The sequence below is a fragment of the Tamlana crocina genome (assembly GCA_040429635.1).
GTDB classification, from domain to species: domain Bacteria; phylum Bacteroidota; class Bacteroidia; order Flavobacteriales; family Flavobacteriaceae; genus Flavisericum; species Flavisericum crocinum.
In genome coordinates, this window is record CP158972.1 from 3,594,072 (window position 1) to 3,609,494 (window position 15,423).

Annotated in this window: 13 protein-coding genes; 5 read left to right on the forward strand and 8 right to left on the reverse strand. The window is 37.0% G+C overall.

Features of this window, described 5'->3' with window-relative positions; translation table 11 throughout:
• Position 1: 1 nt before the first annotated feature.
• Complete coding sequence (locus ABI125_15665; protein XCF06144.1) at positions 2 to 2,341, reverse strand: T9SS type B sorting domain-containing protein; 2,340 nt, start codon at positions 2,339 to 2,341, stop codon at positions 2 to 4.
• A gap of 214 nt (positions 2,342 to 2,555) precedes the next feature.
• Between ABI125_15665 and ABI125_15670 the strand changes: the two genes are divergently transcribed.
• Both ABI125_15670 and ABI125_15675 read left to right on the forward strand, forming a co-directional pair.
• The gene (locus ABI125_15670; GenBank protein XCF06145.1) at positions 2,556 to 3,335 is read left to right on the forward strand and encodes an FkbM family methyltransferase; all 780 of its coding nucleotides are present in this window, start codon (positions 2,556 to 2,558) and stop codon (positions 3,333 to 3,335) included.
• Positions 3,332 to 4,180 carry a glycosyltransferase family 2 protein gene (locus tag ABI125_15675; protein XCF06146.1) on the forward strand — a complete coding sequence of 283 codons (849 nt, stop codon included), beginning with the start codon at positions 3,332 to 3,334 and terminating at the stop codon, positions 4,178 to 4,180. The genes ABI125_15670 and ABI125_15675 overlap by 4 nt, the downstream gene beginning before the upstream one ends.
• Before the next feature lie 122 nt (positions 4,181 to 4,302).
• On the opposite strand, the gene ABI125_15680 is transcribed toward ABI125_15675, so the two are convergent.
• Positions 4,303 to 5,109, reverse strand: coding sequence for a DNA/RNA non-specific endonuclease (locus tag ABI125_15680; protein ID XCF06147.1), 807 nt, complete (start codon positions 5,107 to 5,109; stop codon positions 4,303 to 4,305).
• Positions 5,109 to 6,764 carry an alkaline phosphatase PafA gene (pafA, locus tag ABI125_15685; GenBank protein ID XCF06148.1) on the reverse strand — a complete coding sequence of 552 codons (1,656 nt, stop codon included), beginning with the start codon at positions 6,762 to 6,764 and terminating at the stop codon, positions 5,109 to 5,111. Before pafA ends, ABI125_15680 begins: the two co-directional genes overlap by 1 nt.
• A gap of 106 nt (positions 6,765 to 6,870) precedes the next feature.
• Between pafA and ABI125_15690 the strand changes: the two genes are divergently transcribed.
• Positions 6,871 to 7,608: an ABC transporter permease gene (locus ABI125_15690; GenBank protein XCF06149.1), complete on the forward strand. Its 738-nt coding sequence runs from the start codon at positions 6,871 to 6,873 to the stop codon at positions 7,606 to 7,608.
• The gene (locus tag ABI125_15695; GenBank protein ID XCF06150.1) at positions 7,608 to 8,378 is read left to right on the forward strand and encodes an ATP-binding cassette domain-containing protein; all 771 of its coding nucleotides are present in this window, start codon (positions 7,608 to 7,610) and stop codon (positions 8,376 to 8,378) included. The genes ABI125_15690 and ABI125_15695 overlap by 1 nt, the downstream gene beginning before the upstream one ends.
• Positions 8,379 to 8,384: 6 nt before the next feature.
• On the opposite strand, the gene ABI125_15700 is transcribed toward ABI125_15695, so the two are convergent.
• Genes ABI125_15700 through ABI125_15710 form a run of 3 tightly spaced genes read right to left on the reverse strand, consistent with a single transcriptional unit; the run spans position 8,385 to position 11,596 of the window.
• Positions 8,385 to 9,860, reverse strand: coding sequence for a DUF389 domain-containing protein (locus tag ABI125_15700; GenBank protein XCF06151.1), 1,476 nt, complete (start codon positions 9,858 to 9,860; stop codon positions 8,385 to 8,387).
• A gap of 3 nt (positions 9,861 to 9,863) precedes the next feature.
• Entirely contained in the window at positions 9,864 to 10,943 is a 1,080-nt protein-coding gene (locus tag ABI125_15705) for a mannose-1-phosphate guanylyltransferase (GenBank protein XCF06152.1), read from the reverse strand.
• 59 nt (positions 10,944 to 11,002) lie between these two features.
• Positions 11,003 to 11,596 carry a SprT-like domain-containing protein gene (locus ABI125_15710; protein ID XCF06153.1) on the reverse strand — a complete coding sequence of 198 codons (594 nt, stop codon included), beginning with the start codon at positions 11,594 to 11,596 and terminating at the stop codon, positions 11,003 to 11,005.
• 210 nt (positions 11,597 to 11,806) lie between these two features.
• Between ABI125_15710 and ABI125_15715 the strand changes: the two genes are divergently transcribed.
• Complete coding sequence (locus ABI125_15715) at positions 11,807 to 12,451, forward strand: DUF1801 domain-containing protein (protein ID XCF06154.1); 645 nt, start codon at positions 11,807 to 11,809, stop codon at positions 12,449 to 12,451.
• A 30-nt stretch (positions 12,452 to 12,481) separates the two neighbouring features.
• Here ABI125_15715 and ABI125_15720 read toward each other — a convergent pair whose 3' ends face one another.
• Positions 12,482 to 14,500 (reverse strand): OmpA family protein, encoded by a 2,019-nt coding sequence (locus tag ABI125_15720; protein ID XCF06155.1) that lies wholly within the window; start codon positions 14,498 to 14,500, stop codon positions 12,482 to 12,484.
• 1 nt (position 14,501) lies between these two features.
• Positions 14,502 to 15,413: a type IX secretion system membrane protein PorP/SprF gene (locus tag ABI125_15725; GenBank protein ID XCF06156.1), complete on the reverse strand. Its 912-nt coding sequence runs from the start codon at positions 15,411 to 15,413 to the stop codon at positions 14,502 to 14,504.
• Between the last annotated feature and the right edge of the window lie 10 nt (positions 15,414 to 15,423).

Here is a 15,423-nt window from a genome sequence, read left to right on the forward strand (position 1 = left end):
TTTATCTTACCAAAGTAAAATGAGATTGGAACTTTAATTTTGTTCCGTCCAGATTATATGTTACAATAAACCAATAATCGGTTGATGGCATATTTGCCCCTCTGTAAGTGCCGTCCCATTCTTTATTTTCTGGGTTGAGTGTTTTCAATAGTTTGCCATACCTATCGTAAATATGCAATTCGTACAGACAAGAAGCGGATTTTATTTCAAGGCTCCAAGTATCGTTGTAACCATCATCGTTTGGAGTAAAAAACGGCTTTACCTCAAAACATTCTGGCACTTGGCTTTCACAACTCAAACTCATATCTCCCAAATCATCAGAACAACCCGTATAATTATCGGTAACCAAAATATCATCGTACTCACCAAATGCTAGGCCAGTTAAATGCAATTCTCCAGAACCATCCGAGGATAAAGCGATACTTTCCATAACCGAGTCTTTTGAAAAAGAAACTGTATAATTTGAATTCACTGCCAAGCCTGATATAACAAAACCTCCTTTTTGAAAATCACACTCTGTTGATTCAGACCTCCTGATTTCGGCTTGAAAACTCAGTGTTTCTAAAGTAATCTGCCCTAAATTAACGGAGCACCCTGTAGCATCTTCGGCTACTACAACATTTTCATAAACACCAGCACCCAAACCATCCAAAATCAATTCACTGTTCACTCCCGAAAAATAACCTGTGGTTTTAACAGAGCCAGCATCCTTTGTATATGAAACCGAATATGCCGAATTCATTGACGGCACAGAAATTGCAACCCGTGCATCTGGATCCTCGCACCTACTCGCTGTGATTGATACAATTGAAACGTTGAAATCTGGGGCGTCTAAAAAGATTTGCCCTAAGTTTATAGAGCATGTAGTGGCCTGCTCCTCAATAAAAATATCTTCAAAAACGCCAGAATCTAGATTATTCAATTGTAATTCACCATCGGTATTGGATGTAAGCGTTCTACTTTCCGGTACCGAATCTTTAAAAAAAGATACCTCGTAATTTGAATTACCCAACAATCCTGAAATGATTATTACCCCATCTGAAACACCACATCTAGACGGGTTGGTTGAGGACAGGGAAGCTGAAAGACGGGGAGCATCCAAGACTTGGCTGGCTAAATTTCCTGAACAGCCACTGGAAACTTCTTCAATGCTAATGGACTCGTAACCTCCTGCCTCTAAACCACTAATTTCAATTACTCCCGAGGTGTTTGACGTTACCGATACTATTTCTTGAACATTATTTAAGGTGTACGAAACGGTATAACTTTCTGAGGCCAATAAATCTGAAATTGAAATAACCCCATCGAAACTGTTACAACTGGTTGGGTCGGTTGAGGAAATTTGGGCTTCAATATTTGGTGCTTCAATTGTAATTTGACCCAAATCACTTGAACAGCCTGTTGCATCGTTGGTTATTAATATTTCTTCATACACTCCATCAAGCAACCCTGAAATTGTAATTTCTCCAGTACCATCTGACTGAATATTTAATGTCACCAAAGAACCTAAATAATTATAGGTTATGGTATAATTTACATTGGATTCCAAATCTGATATTGTTATAGTACCGTCATCTGAATCACAACCTGACATATTTGTAAAGGAAACTGAACTTGTAAATGTTGAGGATAATAATTGAGCGATATTTTCATCAGTGAGCGCTCTATCCCAATATCTAAAATCATCTATTGCCCCTTTAAAATAATTTGCAGGAACTCCCAAATTCCTATCATGCCTACCTATACAACCAGGTGAATCAGAATATTGCAATGCCCCCCCTGAACCAGAATAAACACCTCCACTTTCATTACAGTCAAAATAAATCTTCATGTCATTAGCAGAATTAACGATAATGATTATTTGATGCCAACTATTAACTTGAATTGAAGAATTTGAGACATAACTTCTTCTTGTAGAGGAAACATAACTATTTGAACCATCTCCATAATTAATAGCATAATTTCCCGTGGATGCTTGAGAATTAAAAAAAACTCCAGTATTTCTGTCCTCCTCAAAAGAAGTATTAAACACTTCTCTATCATCCAAATCTGTACTATCATAATTAATCCAAAAAGAGAAAGAAACTGGTAAATTGGGTTTTAACTCAGAAATATTTGGGAAATTAATATAGTCATCAATGCCATCAAAATATATAGCTGAATTTGGGTTACCAAATCTGTCATCAACAAATGTTGCTCCAAAATTAATTGCATGGTTCCCATTAACACTTGAATCGTTGGTGTCTCCATCAAAAGTATAATGGAGCAATAAATTATCTGTTAAACTCTGCGAGAATATTTTCGTGCAAATCAACAAAAATATTATATTTAATCTCCTCATCAATATTCAAATTTAAAATAGCAAAACTTCCATTTTATAACCATAATCACTTTACAGGATCTACATATATTTGCAATTCAAATAAACATACATGAATTTAATTTATAAATTAATTTACCATTCAAAAATAAATTTTCTAATCAGAAACATTAATTATCTGTTAAAAAATTTATTTTTAAATAAAATTAAGATTCCTCCTTCAGGCATTCTGCACTTGAAAACAGGTTCAGGGAAAATAAAAATTGCCACCAACCAAACCAGTTACTTAACCCAATTACTATTCTGGAACGGATACAAAAAATTCGAATACTCAGAAATCTTTGAAAAACTATCAAAGAATGTAAATTGTTTTCTTGACATTGGTTCTAACATTGGCTACTATTCGTTAATAGCAGCAAAATCAAACCCCAATATTAAGGCCTATGCTTTCGAGCCGGCTATCGGCCCTAAGCATTTTTTAAATGAGAACATCAAATTAAATAATTTTCAAAATAACATAAAAGCTATCGATTTGGCACTGAGCAGTTCTTCTGGTGTAATTGATTTTTATGAGGTAAAAAGCAAAAAATATAAATATTTAAAATACGATCTAGCTGGTGAGGGAAACGCAGGCACAAAAACAACTTCAAGAAATTTTGTAAAGAATACTGTAACCGCTACAACATTAGCCGATTTTGTTAAATCTGAAAACTTAAAAAACATCGATTTAATCAAGATTGACACTGAAGGCACGGAAATAGACATTTTAAATTCTGGAAAAGAAATTATTGAAAAATTAGAACCCATTGTAATATGTGAAACACTTTTCAATACTATTGAAAAAGAATTAGATGCGTTTTTTGCTTCTTTAAACTTCGAATTTTATAACCATACAGAAAATGGTTTAGTAAGAACCACAACAATAAAAAGGGACTCTGACAATGGTATTAGAAACTGTTTTTTTGTTCCAAAATCTAAATTAAATTTAATTTCAGATTTTATAGTTAAAGAATGAATTTCTCCATCATCATTCCCGCCCATAACGAAGAAAGCACTGTCGCGCTAACTTTAGATTCCTTGGCCAAACAAACCCTATTGCCCAACAAAATTGTGGTAGTTAACGATAACTCAACCGACAAAACACAGGATATTGTTGAAGCCTACGCTGAAAGGCATACTTTTATTGCTTTGGTGAATTCAAAGTCATCAAACCAGCATTTGCCGGGCTCTAAAATCATCAATGCCTTTTACAAAGGTTTTGAAACCCTAGATACCAACTACGATGTGATTTGTAAATTTGATGCCGATTTAATTTTTCCGAAGGATTATTTAGAAAAATTGTCCGTTCATTTTAAGAAGAATCCCAAACTGGGCATGGCTTCCGGATTTTGTTATATTGAAAAAAACAACCAGTGGGTTTTAGAAAACCTCACCCGAAAAGACCACATTCGTGGTGCCCTGAAAGCCTACAGAAAAGACTGCTTTTTACAAATAGGAAAACTAAAGCCCTCCATGGGCTGGGACACGATTGATGAACTTTTAGCCAAATATTACGGCTGGGAGATTTTAACTGACGATTCGCTTCATGTAAAACATTTAAAGCCCACAGGCATCAGCTATAATAAAGCGTCAAAATATTTGCAAGGTGAAGCCATGTACAAAATGCGCTATGGTTTTTTTATTACTTTGATTTCAGCATTAAAACTGGCTTACAAAAAAGGCAACTTTGCTTTGTTTAAAGATTATATGGCGGGGTATTTTAAGGCCAAAAAAGAAAATATTGCCTTTTTGGTTTCGGAGGACGAAGGAAAATTTATTAGGAATTTACGTTGGAAAGGGATGTTGGGTAAATTGGTGTAATTTGAGTCTTTCTTTAGACAGAGTTTAATTTACAGCCTCATCTTTTGACAACAATTTGAAGATGCTTCGACTGCGCTCAGCATGACAACACAAATACAACTAACTTCTGACTTCTAACAAAACTAAAAACTCCAGCCTTTATAACTGCTTGAAGCTTCCAATTTATTTTCAATGGCATCTTTCAATTGAGGAAAAAAATCAATCCCTGTGAGTTTTTCAATAGAATCTACCGATACTACAAACTCGTAAAGCGGTTTTTTAGAATCTTGGTGCGGCATTAAAAAAGCAATCATTTTGGGGTTACCGTTGTTCGCATCAATAAGCACTTTGTAAAATTGCTTGGGCACTGAAACTTGTTCTTCTCCAATGGTTTCCAATCCATCTCTCAAAACCCCTCCTGTCACCACAAAAACGCCATCATATTTACTGGCCCAATAACGCACTTTTTGCTCCAAAGTATTCCAAATACCTGAATTGAACTGATGTTCTTGCGGACTAATATTACTGGTTAAAAACGTTTCATCGTGGGCTTGTTTAGAGTAACGCCTATCGCCTGCTGGGCATAAATGTCCGCGGTCATATCCCGAGTTTTTATAATTGCGCCAGTGCGCCGCACCGGTTTTTACAGCTTCGTCAATTTCAAAATACGGGCGTTTATGGTTGGTGCTAGAAAGGTGCGATTTTTTCAATTCGTAAGCAACCCATTCGGCCTGTTCGTGGGTTTCGCTATAAGATAACGAATAGCCTTCGTGATGCACTACCTGCCCTGTGGTACTGCTGGGTATAAAATATTCATTAGTTTCGGCTTTAGCATCTTTTCCGTCAGAAATCGCTTCGGCTTTTTCTTCTTCCTTTAAAAAGTGTTCATAGCCATAAATTCCAATAACAATTAGAATCGCCACAACCGAATATATTGTCCTCTTACTCATTATTCAAATACAAATTCCAAAGGCTGCCCAATAGCCCCATTAGGGAAACTGGAGCCTAAAAGTGCCGACATGGTTGGAGCAATATCAGTAATTTCAGTTTTTTGAAAAGTGTGTCCGTTTTTTATGCCCTTTCCAAAAAACAATAAGGGCACGTGGGTATCGTAGTTCATGCCAGAACCATGAGTGGATCCTGTGCGACCATAGGAAATAAAAGCAGGATCGTTAACCAACAGCACATCTCCAGAGCGCTTTTGGTTAAAGCCTTTTTGTAAAAGTGCTTCAATACCATCAACAAAATTTACCGAGCTCATAGTACTGGCTGTATAAGCCTTGTAAACATTAAGGTAACTTAATTGTTCGTAAACAATGGCCTCTTGTACTTCTTTTAAATTCAGCCCCAATTCTCTTACTTTATCCCAGTTCAAAAATATCTGATCGTTACTAACGTTTTCTAAAATGTCACTGGTGCCATAGGTTTCAACTAAAAAGTTGTTAAAATCTTTTTTACGCTGATTATTATCCAAATAACCCGCTGGAATTTTCACAGATTTTAAATAGGCCGGCACTTCAACCGCAGCGTGATCGGCTGTTAAAAATACAGTGTATTCTCCCTTTCCAACAGTTTCATCCAAAAAATTGAAAAAGCGTTCCAGCTCCAAATCTAAACGCAGGTAAGTATCTTGAACTTCTTTGGAATTTACACCAAATTTATGGCCGATATAATCGGTGCTTGAATAGCTCACCGCCAAAACATCGGTTATTTCATCCTCCCCAAGTTGCTCGCATTTAACGGCCGCCATGGCAAAATCGGTTACTATACTATTACCGTAAGGCGTGGTTTTTATAATGTCGAAGCCTCCGTTAATTCTATTTAATTTTTTTAAATCGTACGGAAAGGTGGCGTTTTCTTTCCCAATAAATGTACCTTCAAAATCATTTAAATCACTTCCACTTTCTTCATAGGTGGATATATCATACAAGGTATTCCATGGCTTTAAATAAGATTGCACGGTTTTGGATGCGTTAAAATCTTGCACCCATTTTGGTAACTCCTGCATGTAATAGGTACTTGAAATAAACTTGCCTTCAGATTTCCCTCGAAACCAATAGGCGGCATTACCAGTGTGTCCGGCTGGCAAAACAGCTCCTCTATCCTTAATGGAAACACCTATAGTTTTTCCACGCATTTGTGTAAACAATCTGTTTTCATCAGCAAAGGTGGTTGTTAACATACGATGTGGCGACATCTTTCCTTCGTGCTTGGATGTACCTACAGAATTTACGTTATCATCTCCGGCGCAGTATACCATCGATTTGGTTGCTTTATCATACCAATCGTTGCTCATTATACCATGGTATTTTGGAGTAGTACCCGTATGAACCGATGCATGCCCCGGCCCCGTTTTAGTTGGAATATAATTGTAATGGTTGTTCTTACAATTAAAGCCCTCGGCCATCATACGTTTAAAACCTCCATCGCCGTATTTATTATAGAAACGGGTTAGGTAATCGTAACGCATTTGATCAACCACAATCCCAACTACAAGTTTAGGTCTGGAAAGCTTACTTTCGGTTTTATCCAAAACGGAAATACTTTGCGAACTCGAAGAAAATGCCACTGACATTAAAAGGATACCAAGTATTATATTTTTCATTTTTTTCTTCAATTTTGGCCAAAAATACAGTTTTAAAAACATCATAATTTAAAATTAAAGTTAAATACCCCTAACTTTTTTTTACTTTAGCACAACAAATTTACTTATGACTTACCTTCAAAATATAGGGTCTTATTTTTTAATGATTATTGAAATGTTTCGCAAGCCCACCAAATGGCCGGTGATGCGTTCATTAATTCTTAAAGATATTGACGACCTCATCATCGGGTCGTTGGGTATAATTGCATTCATTTCGTTTTTTGTGGGCGGGGTAATTACCATTCAAACTGCTTTAAACATTGACAACCCTTTAATCCCAAGGTATTTGGTAGGTTTTGCTACCCGACAATCTATAATTTTAGAGTTTGCTCCTACTTTTACCTCGATTATTATGGCTGGAAAAGTAGGGTCGTTTATCACCTCCAGCATTGGCACCATGCGTGTTACCGAACAAATTGATGCACTGGAAGTTATGGGCATAAATTCGTTAAATTATCTGGTGTTTCCTAAAACCATAGCCTTAATGCTTTACCCGTTTGCCATTGCCATTGGTATGTTTTTGGGCATATTAGGTGGTATGGCTGCCTGCGTTTTTGGAGGCTATTCCACGGTAGAAGATTACATTACTGGAATTCAAACCGATTTTGAGACCTTTCATGTTATTTATGCCTTTATAAAAACCTTTGTGTTCGCCATTATTTTGGCCACTGTGCCTGCATTTTACGGCTATTATATGAAAGGCGGGGCACTTGAAGTAGGAAAAGCGAGTACCACAGCTTTCGTTTGGACTTCGGTGGTTATTATTTTATTGAATTATTTGTTAACCGATATGCTGCTAGGCTAATGATAGAAGTTAAGGATTTACATAAATCGTTTGGCGATGCCCATATTTTAAAAGGTATTAGTACCACTTTTGAAAAAGGAAAAACCAACTTGATTATTGGGCAAAGTGGCTCTGGAAAAACGGTATTTTTGAAATGCCTATTGGGTCTCTTTAATTATGAGCAAGGCAGTATTGCCTACGACGGAAAGATTTTTTCGAAACTCTCTGAAGATGAAAAACGTAACCTACGTGCCGAAATAGGCATGGTTTTTCAGGGTAGTGCTCTTTTCGACTCCATGACCATAGAAGAAAATGTCATGTTCCCTTTAAAAATGTTTACCAAACAGAGCAAAAGCGAAATGCAGGATAGAGCCGATTTTGTTTTAAAGCGTGTTAATTTGGAAGGCGCCCATAAAAAAATGCCCAGTGAGGCCTCTGGTGGTATGCAAAAACGGGTGGCCATTGCACGTGCCATTGTAAACAAGCCCAAATATTTGTTTTGTGACGAACCCAATTCTGGACTCGACCCAAAAACATCAATGGTTATCGACAACCTTATTCAAGAAATTACCGACGAATACCAGATAACCACCGTAATTAATTCACACGATATGAATTCGGTAATGGAAATTGGTGAAAAAATCGTATTTCTAAAGCATGGTCTCAAAGAATGGGAAGGCTCTAACGAGAACATTTTTAAAACCGACAACGAAGCCGTTACCAATTTTGTTTACTCTTCAGAATTGTTTAAAAAAGTACGTAAAATGTACTTGGAAGAAGACCTCCAATAAACCACTCTACTTTTCTTTAAGCAGCTTTAGTTTATCTGTTTTAAGAACAGTTTTTAGCCAGGTTTTCAGTTCTGCTTCCCTTTTATTTTTAACGCTATCTTTAAGTTTCGTGTTCCATTTTACGCTAACCACGTCAATCGTATCTACTTTAATAAAATCTGTAGATTCCAGCATTTTGGCCATTCCGAAATAAGTTAAATCTGAAAATTTAATTTTGGCATCTTTCGCCACGGTTGAATACAATACTACGTTTGCCTTTTTAGCTTTGTCTTCCAATTGGTCATTCAAACTCACTACATTATTTTTAAGGGTTTCAATTTCTTCCTTAAGCCCGTTAATAACGTAATCTTTTTGTTCAATTTCAATGGTGGCTTTATCGTAAAGCTCTAAAATTTTATCGGAACTTCTGTTTTTATTCCCCGAAATATTCAGTTTAAAATATTGAATGTTTTCGTAATCTTCCAGCTCGTTTTCCAAATCGCTGATAGTAGCATCGTTAAGCTCCCCATTAAAATAAAGTGATATGGTTTGAGTATCCATATTCATACTATGCCTTTGAAGCCACAAGTTTTCGTTCGATTCTACTTCATTTTTTATAAAATTGTTGTAATCTCTTTGGTAGCGGCTTTCAGTAAGTACATTAATAAACGTCCATATTGCGGGAATCATCACTACCACCGCCAAAGCTGTAGCTACCCTCGAAATAAAACGGCGTTTTTGCGAGTTGGCATACCGCAACATAGGAAACCGTAGTAGTTTTAAAACTAAAAACGTAGCCAGAGCAATAAAAATGGTGTTGATGGTAAACAAGTACATGGCTCCGCCGAAATAAAGCAGATTGCCTTCTGCAAGACCGTATCCGGCAGTACACAAGGGCGGCATTAAAGCTGTGGCAATGGCCACACCAAAAATAACCGAAGCGATGGTGCCTTTTTTGGTACGTGCGATAATGAGCGCCAATCCGCCAAAAAAGGCTATGAGCACATCCCGAATGTCAGGACGGGTTCTCCCTAAAAGTTCGGAGGTTTCTTCGCTAAGCGGAAAGAGCCAAAAGAATAAAAAAGCAGTAATTAAACTGAGCACGATCATAATGGCCAAATTGACCAACGACCGTTTTAGAGTATCAATATCGTTTATGGCTATAGAGAGCCCAACACCCAAAATAGGTCCCATTAACGGCGAAATTAACATGGCACCAATAACCACAGCGGTAGAGTTGGCATTTAAGCCTATGGAAGCCACAAAAATAGAACAGACCAAAATCCAAGCTGTTGCGCCTTTAAAGGAAATATCGGCCTTTATAGCCTTTATAGTGGCATCTCTATCGGTATCGTCCCTAAAATCTAAAAGTTCTTTTAAAAACTTACTAACGCTTGCCGCCAAACCTTGAGCCTCTTTTTTTATTTCTTCTTTAGACTGCTCAACGTTTACTTTCTTTTTCTCTTCTTCTTCAGAGAAATTGAATTTGCTTTCTTCGCTCATATTCTAGCCGTATTGCTCACCAAACTTGTCCTTTACTTTTTGGAGTGTTTGCTTAATATCTTGTTCTTTGGACTTAGGAAAGATAAGCAAAACTTCGTCTTTATCAACAATAATATAATCCTGAATACCGTCAATTACCACAATTTTATCTTTTGGGGTGCTTATCATATTTCCGGTGGCATCTTCAACCAGTGTTCTAGCGTTAACCACCGCATTGCCGTTTTCACTTTTATCCAATTTATCATAAAGGCTTCCCCAAGTACCCAAATCGTTCCAATCGAAATCTGCAGCAATCACATACACATTGTTCGATTTTTCCATAATGGCATAATCTACCGAAATGTTTTCTGCTTTCGGGTAGTTTTCTTCAATAAAAGCGGCTTCGGCTTCGGTATTATATGCTGAAATCCCCGCTTCAAAATGAGCATACAAACTGGGTTGATTACCTTTAAAAGCTTCAACCACACTTTTTACGCTCCACATGAAAATGCCTGCATTCCACAGAAAATTCCCTTTGGCAATAAACTCCTTTGCGGTGTCGTAATCCGGTTTTTCCCTAAACTGGTTTACCGATTTAATATCTTCGGAAGCCGATTTATCAAATTCAATATAACCATAACCTGTGTTCGGAAACGTGGGCTGAATGCCCAAGGTCATCAAAGCATCATTTTCCTGGCAAAAATCGAATGCCTGTTTTACGTTTTTCGAAAAGGCTTGTTCGTCTTCAATCCAATGGTCGCTGGGCGCCACAATCATTACTGCATCTGGGTTTTCCTTTTGAATTTTTAAGGAAGCGTACAAAATACAGGGCGCTGTGTTACGCATGGCAGGCTCTAAAACCACTTGTTTCTGGGTGACTTCGGGAAGTTGTTCCAACACCAAATCATTATAGCGCTCGTTGGTTAAAATATAAATATTTTCTTTGGGTATTAAATCTGCCAAGCGGTGGAATGTTTTCTGTATCAAAGTATCGCCCGTGCCCAGCATATCGTGGAATTGTTTAGGAAAATCTTGCGTACTCACAGGCCAAAATCTCGACCCTACTCCTCCGGCCATTAATATGGCATAATAGTTTTTGTTCATAAGTATTTTATTTATCTGAAACACACATCAGCTTTACGCCAATAATGCGTGCTTCATTATTAAATGATTTCGACTTCGGCATTGGGGTTAAACAAGTACAACCTACCTGTTTTAACCTCAACACACTCAAAGCGCTTTACACGCTTGTTCCCTTTTTTAAACACCTTTCCGTTATAGAGTTTAAACTCTTGCCCTAAAGGTACTTCAAAAACATACGATTTATCGTTAGGTTCGTCAAATTGCTTTAAGGCTAAGGCTAAAGGCACATCGGTGTCGCTCGATGCCCGCGGATTTTTAAAATGCTTTGCCAAAAGCGGTAATAATTCCAAAGGAAACACTTCCGGATTTAAAAACGGCAACATTAAATGCTGAAACGTTTTTTTCCATTCAGCTCCATGTGGCTTTATAGACTTTCCGTAATTGTTATAAGCTTCAAAATGCGCTACTTCATGCACTAAAGTGATTAAAAAACGATATGGGTTAAGATTTGAATTTATGGTTATTTGGTGCTTGCCATTGGGCAAACGCATATAGTCGCCATGCCTGGTTTTGCGTTCTTTCTTAATTTTAACCGATAAATGCTCATGCTCCAATAAACCTAAAATTCTGGGCAACGCTTTTGGCGGAATGTAATTTTGAAGTCGTTCTTGCATTACTGCTAAAATAAAAAGAATTTTCTTAAACCCACTACAATAGAATACGCCTTAACAAATACTTTATTTTAATTGGCCCTGAAACTACCGCCGCAAAATTCTGTGTTGTGATTTCTTTCTTATCAGAAATAATAATTTCCTTCAAACACAAATTTGATATTGTTGTAAAAAATGTTGAAATTCGTTTAAAGCATACGAAAAACCAAACCTATGGAAATGACCCGAACGGTAGAGCAATATTTTGAAGCAGGCTGCGGAAGATGCTCTCTCGGCGGCACCCCAGACTGCAAAGTACACACATGGATTACGGAATTGGAACTGTTGAGAAAACTGGTTTTACAATGCGGACTCACCGAAGATTGCAAATGGGGCATGCCCACCTACACATACAACGAAAAAAATGTATTGATGCTTTGTGCTTTTAAAAACCATTGTGCTGTTAGTTTCTTTAAAGGCGCTTTATTACGCGATGAGAAAAACATTCTGGAAAAGCCGGGAGAAAACTCGCAAGCTGCCCGCTTAATTAAGTTTACCGACACCGATAAAATCAAATCTCTGGAAAGCCACATCAAAGCCTACATTTTTGAAGCCATCGAAGCCGAAAAAGCAGGCTTGAAAATTGAATTCAAACAGAATCCCGAACCGCTACCCGAGGAACTGGAACAAAAATTTGAAGATGACCCAACGTTAAAATCTGCATTTGAATCCTTAACGCCCGGACGACAACGCGGTTACGTTCTTTACTTTTCAGCACCTAAACAATCTAAAACCCGAATTTCCCGAATTGAAAAATGTACGGGTAAAATTTTAAACGGCGAGGGTTTGCATGATAAATATCAGGGAAGGAAGAAGTGACCTCAATTTGACAGCAAAACTCAACGATTTCTAGTATTCAATAATTTCAAATTCGCTACGCCTGTTTAATTGGTGTTCTTCATCTGTACAGTTTAACATTGGGCACGGCACAATAGGCTCCAACTCTCCAAAACCTTCAAACTTTATACGACGCGCGTTTATAAAACCTTCTAAAGCCAAATAATTTCTGGTGGACTCTGCACGTCTTTCCGATAATAGTTGATTGTAGCGCACAGTGCCTCGGCTATCGGTATGGGCACTTATTTTTAAATGGACATCTGGGTATCGCTCTAATTTGGCGGCCAGTTCGTCCAATATTTTTTTAGAATCGGCCCTAATATTCCACATGTCAAAATCGAAGTAAATGGGCTCTAACTGAAAAAACAGTTTGCCGTCTTTTTCTATTACGGGAGGCCCATCGGCATCAGTCAACAAAGCAAAACGTTTTGGGTCTTCTTTTTCCATTTGTTCATCAATCTGCTTTTCAGCAATAATAGCTTCCACGGGATTGACTATAACGGGCGGTTCTTGTTTTAGATACAATACGTGTTTTTGGTCCTGAGCCTCTATAACCTGTAGATTTTCCTGTTTACTATAATAGCCTTCAGCCGTTGCTTTTAAAATATAATGACCCGCCAACAAATTCTTATTGAAAGTGGCCAAAGTATCTAAACTATTAGTGTACAATTGCTTCCCGTGTTTGTCTAGCAACTCTACATTTGCGTTTGCTACAAAGGCTTTGGTGGCAACATCGCGAATTTCGAATGTGTTGATGTATTCTCTTATGAAAATTTCTCCTTTTTGAATGAACTGAAAAATATCGTCGCTTCTCCGATTTCGATTTGATGAAAAGAAACCTTCTGTTTCACTGTAATAATTCAGATTAAAATCGTCATACCTTGAGTTGATGGGAACCCCTAGATTTATAGGTTTCGTAAAATCATTTTCAACAAATTCGGAAACAAAATTATCTAACATGCCCAAGCCTAAATGTCCGTTTGAAGCAAAAAATAAGTGGCCTTCTGAGGATATAAAAGGAAAGTGCTCTCGATTTTTTGTATTGATGGTTGCCCCTAAATTAACGGGATCGCCCAGATGCTCTCCTTTAATTTCTACATAATAAATATCGAAACTTCCAAAACCTCCTGGTCTATTTGATGAAAAGTACAACCTTTTGCCATCGGGACTTAACGCAGGATGCTGATAAGAATAGCCATTCTCATTAAAAAACAGTTTTTCTGGTTTGCTCCATACGCCATTTTCTTTGGTAGATTTATAAATATGGATATTGTTGCTACCTTCATCATTAAACTGCTTTTTACCCTCAACCAAGTTACTCCTGGAAATATACATGGTATTACCGTCGCTAGTGAAACAAAAATTTCCCTCATGAAACTTGGAGTTTATATTTTCATTTAGAGGTCTAACCTCACTTAGTGCCACATTTTTGTCATCAACCCGAACAGCATAAATATCCAAAAAAGGCTGGTGGGTCCATTTATAGGTTTTTTCAAAAATCTTATTGGTATTTCTATCGGATGTAAAGTATATGGAATCCCCCAATTTAATAGCTCCAAAATCTGAAGCTTCAGAATTAAAGTGTACTTTCTTAACCGTATAATCTGGTGTTTTCAGTTTAAAATCTTCAACTTCCTTAATCGCTTCTTCTATATTTAAAGTGTTGCCCAAATTCTTATAATGCAACTCCAAATAGCTTAGCCCCGTTTCATAATCCCCTAAAGCAGATAACAGGTGGTACAATTTAAAATTGAAATGGTTGGCATAAGTTTTATCCTTTTCAGGAAAACGTCCTTTTGTCAGTAGTTTTAAATATCTTAAAGCTTCTCTATACTGAAACGTGTTGTAATAGGATATTGAAAGCTGCTCTAATTGATGTTTATTGGGCACTTTTTTAATTTCATCTTCATAATACTTGGCGGCATTTATATAATCGCCTTTTTCAAAAAACCTATCGGCCCGCGTTTTTTGTGCAACCCCCAGTTGTATTGCAGCAACAGCCATTATAAAAAATGTAATATTTTTAATCATATTAATAGAATCTTGGCGATGAATATGTTTTACTAAGCCCCAACACATCAAAGCGGTAAAGCAATATGATTTCGTGACTCCCGTTATTGAAGGTTTTTAGTTTACTGGTATTAAAATCGTAAGCATAGCCCAATTTTAAACTGGGTGTAATGTAAATAGATGCTAAAGCAGCAATAGCGTCCTGATATCGGTAAGACAGCCCCAATTCAAATCTATCTTGATACAGAACGTTTGTTGCCACATCGAACGACAAAGGAGCTCCACCAACATATTTTACAACAGTAGATGGTTTTAACTTTAAATCCGATCCTAAATCAAAAACATAGCCCCCAATTAAAAACACGTGTATGTTATCGTTATAAACGGTTTCGTCGTCAATACTTAAATCGCTTGGTATTAAATTGGGAGATGACATTCCCGCATAAAAATTATTGCCAAACAAAAAGGCTCCGGTGCCGATATTAAGAACTGTTTTACTGGTATTACCAGAAACAGGGTCGGAAATAACATTACTACCAATAGCACTAAAATTTAAATGATCGATACCTGTTTTCAATCCAAAGGAGAGGTTTAAATCCGCTTTCAGTTTTATTTTATAAGCGAAATCTACATTAAAAACATTCTCACTTATATTTATTTTACCTCCAATATTATCGTTTAAGTAGTTAACACTTAATTCCATGTTACTATTTAAAGGCAAGTTCGCGAAAACATTTGCCGTTTTTGGCGCACCTTCTATGCCTACCCATTGCGTTCTGTACAAGCTTCCTACTTCAATAATATGGGGACTGTTTATCATATAAGCTGGGTTAACCATACTCATATTGTACATATATTGCGAGTAATGCGCTTCCTGTTGTGCATAAGCAGACCAACCGCATAAAACCATTACTATAAATACTTTAATTTTCATGCCTATACTG

Excerpts from the sequence above, each read along its gene's own strand:
- ABI125_15665 (XCF06144.1), bottom strand. The coding sequence starts at position 2,341 with ATGAGGAGATTAAATATAATATTTTTGTTGATTTGCACGAAAATATTC.
- ABI125_15675 (XCF06146.1), top strand. The coding sequence starts at position 3,332 with ATGAATTTCTCCATCATCATTCCCGCCCATAACGAAGAAAGCACTGTC.
- ABI125_15680 (XCF06147.1), bottom strand. The coding sequence starts at position 5,109 with ATGAGTAAGAGGACAATATATTCGGTTGTGGCGATTCTAATTGTTATT.
- pafA (XCF06148.1), bottom strand. The coding sequence starts at position 6,764 with ATGAAAAATATAATACTTGGTATCCTTTTAATGTCAGTGGCATTTTCT.
- ABI125_15690 (XCF06149.1), top strand. The coding sequence starts at position 6,871 with ATGACTTACCTTCAAAATATAGGGTCTTATTTTTTAATGATTATTGAA.
- ABI125_15695 (XCF06150.1), top strand. The coding sequence starts at position 7,608 with ATGATAGAAGTTAAGGATTTACATAAATCGTTTGGCGATGCCCATATT.
- ABI125_15700 (XCF06151.1), bottom strand. The coding sequence starts at position 9,860 with ATGAGCGAAGAAAGCAAATTCAATTTCTCTGAAGAAGAAGAGAAAAAG.
- ABI125_15705 (XCF06152.1), bottom strand. The coding sequence starts at position 10,943 with ATGAACAAAAACTATTATGCCATATTAATGGCCGGAGGAGTAGGGTCG.
- ABI125_15710 (XCF06153.1), bottom strand. The coding sequence starts at position 11,596 with ATGCAAGAACGACTTCAAAATTACATTCCGCCAAAAGCGTTGCCCAGA.
- ABI125_15715 (XCF06154.1), top strand. The coding sequence starts at position 11,807 with ATGGAAATGACCCGAACGGTAGAGCAATATTTTGAAGCAGGCTGCGGA.
- ABI125_15720 (XCF06155.1), bottom strand. The coding sequence starts at position 14,500 with ATGATTAAAAATATTACATTTTTTATAATGGCTGTTGCTGCAATACAA.
- ABI125_15725 (XCF06156.1), bottom strand. The coding sequence starts at position 15,413 with ATGAAAATTAAAGTATTTATAGTAATGGTTTTATGCGGTTGGTCTGCT.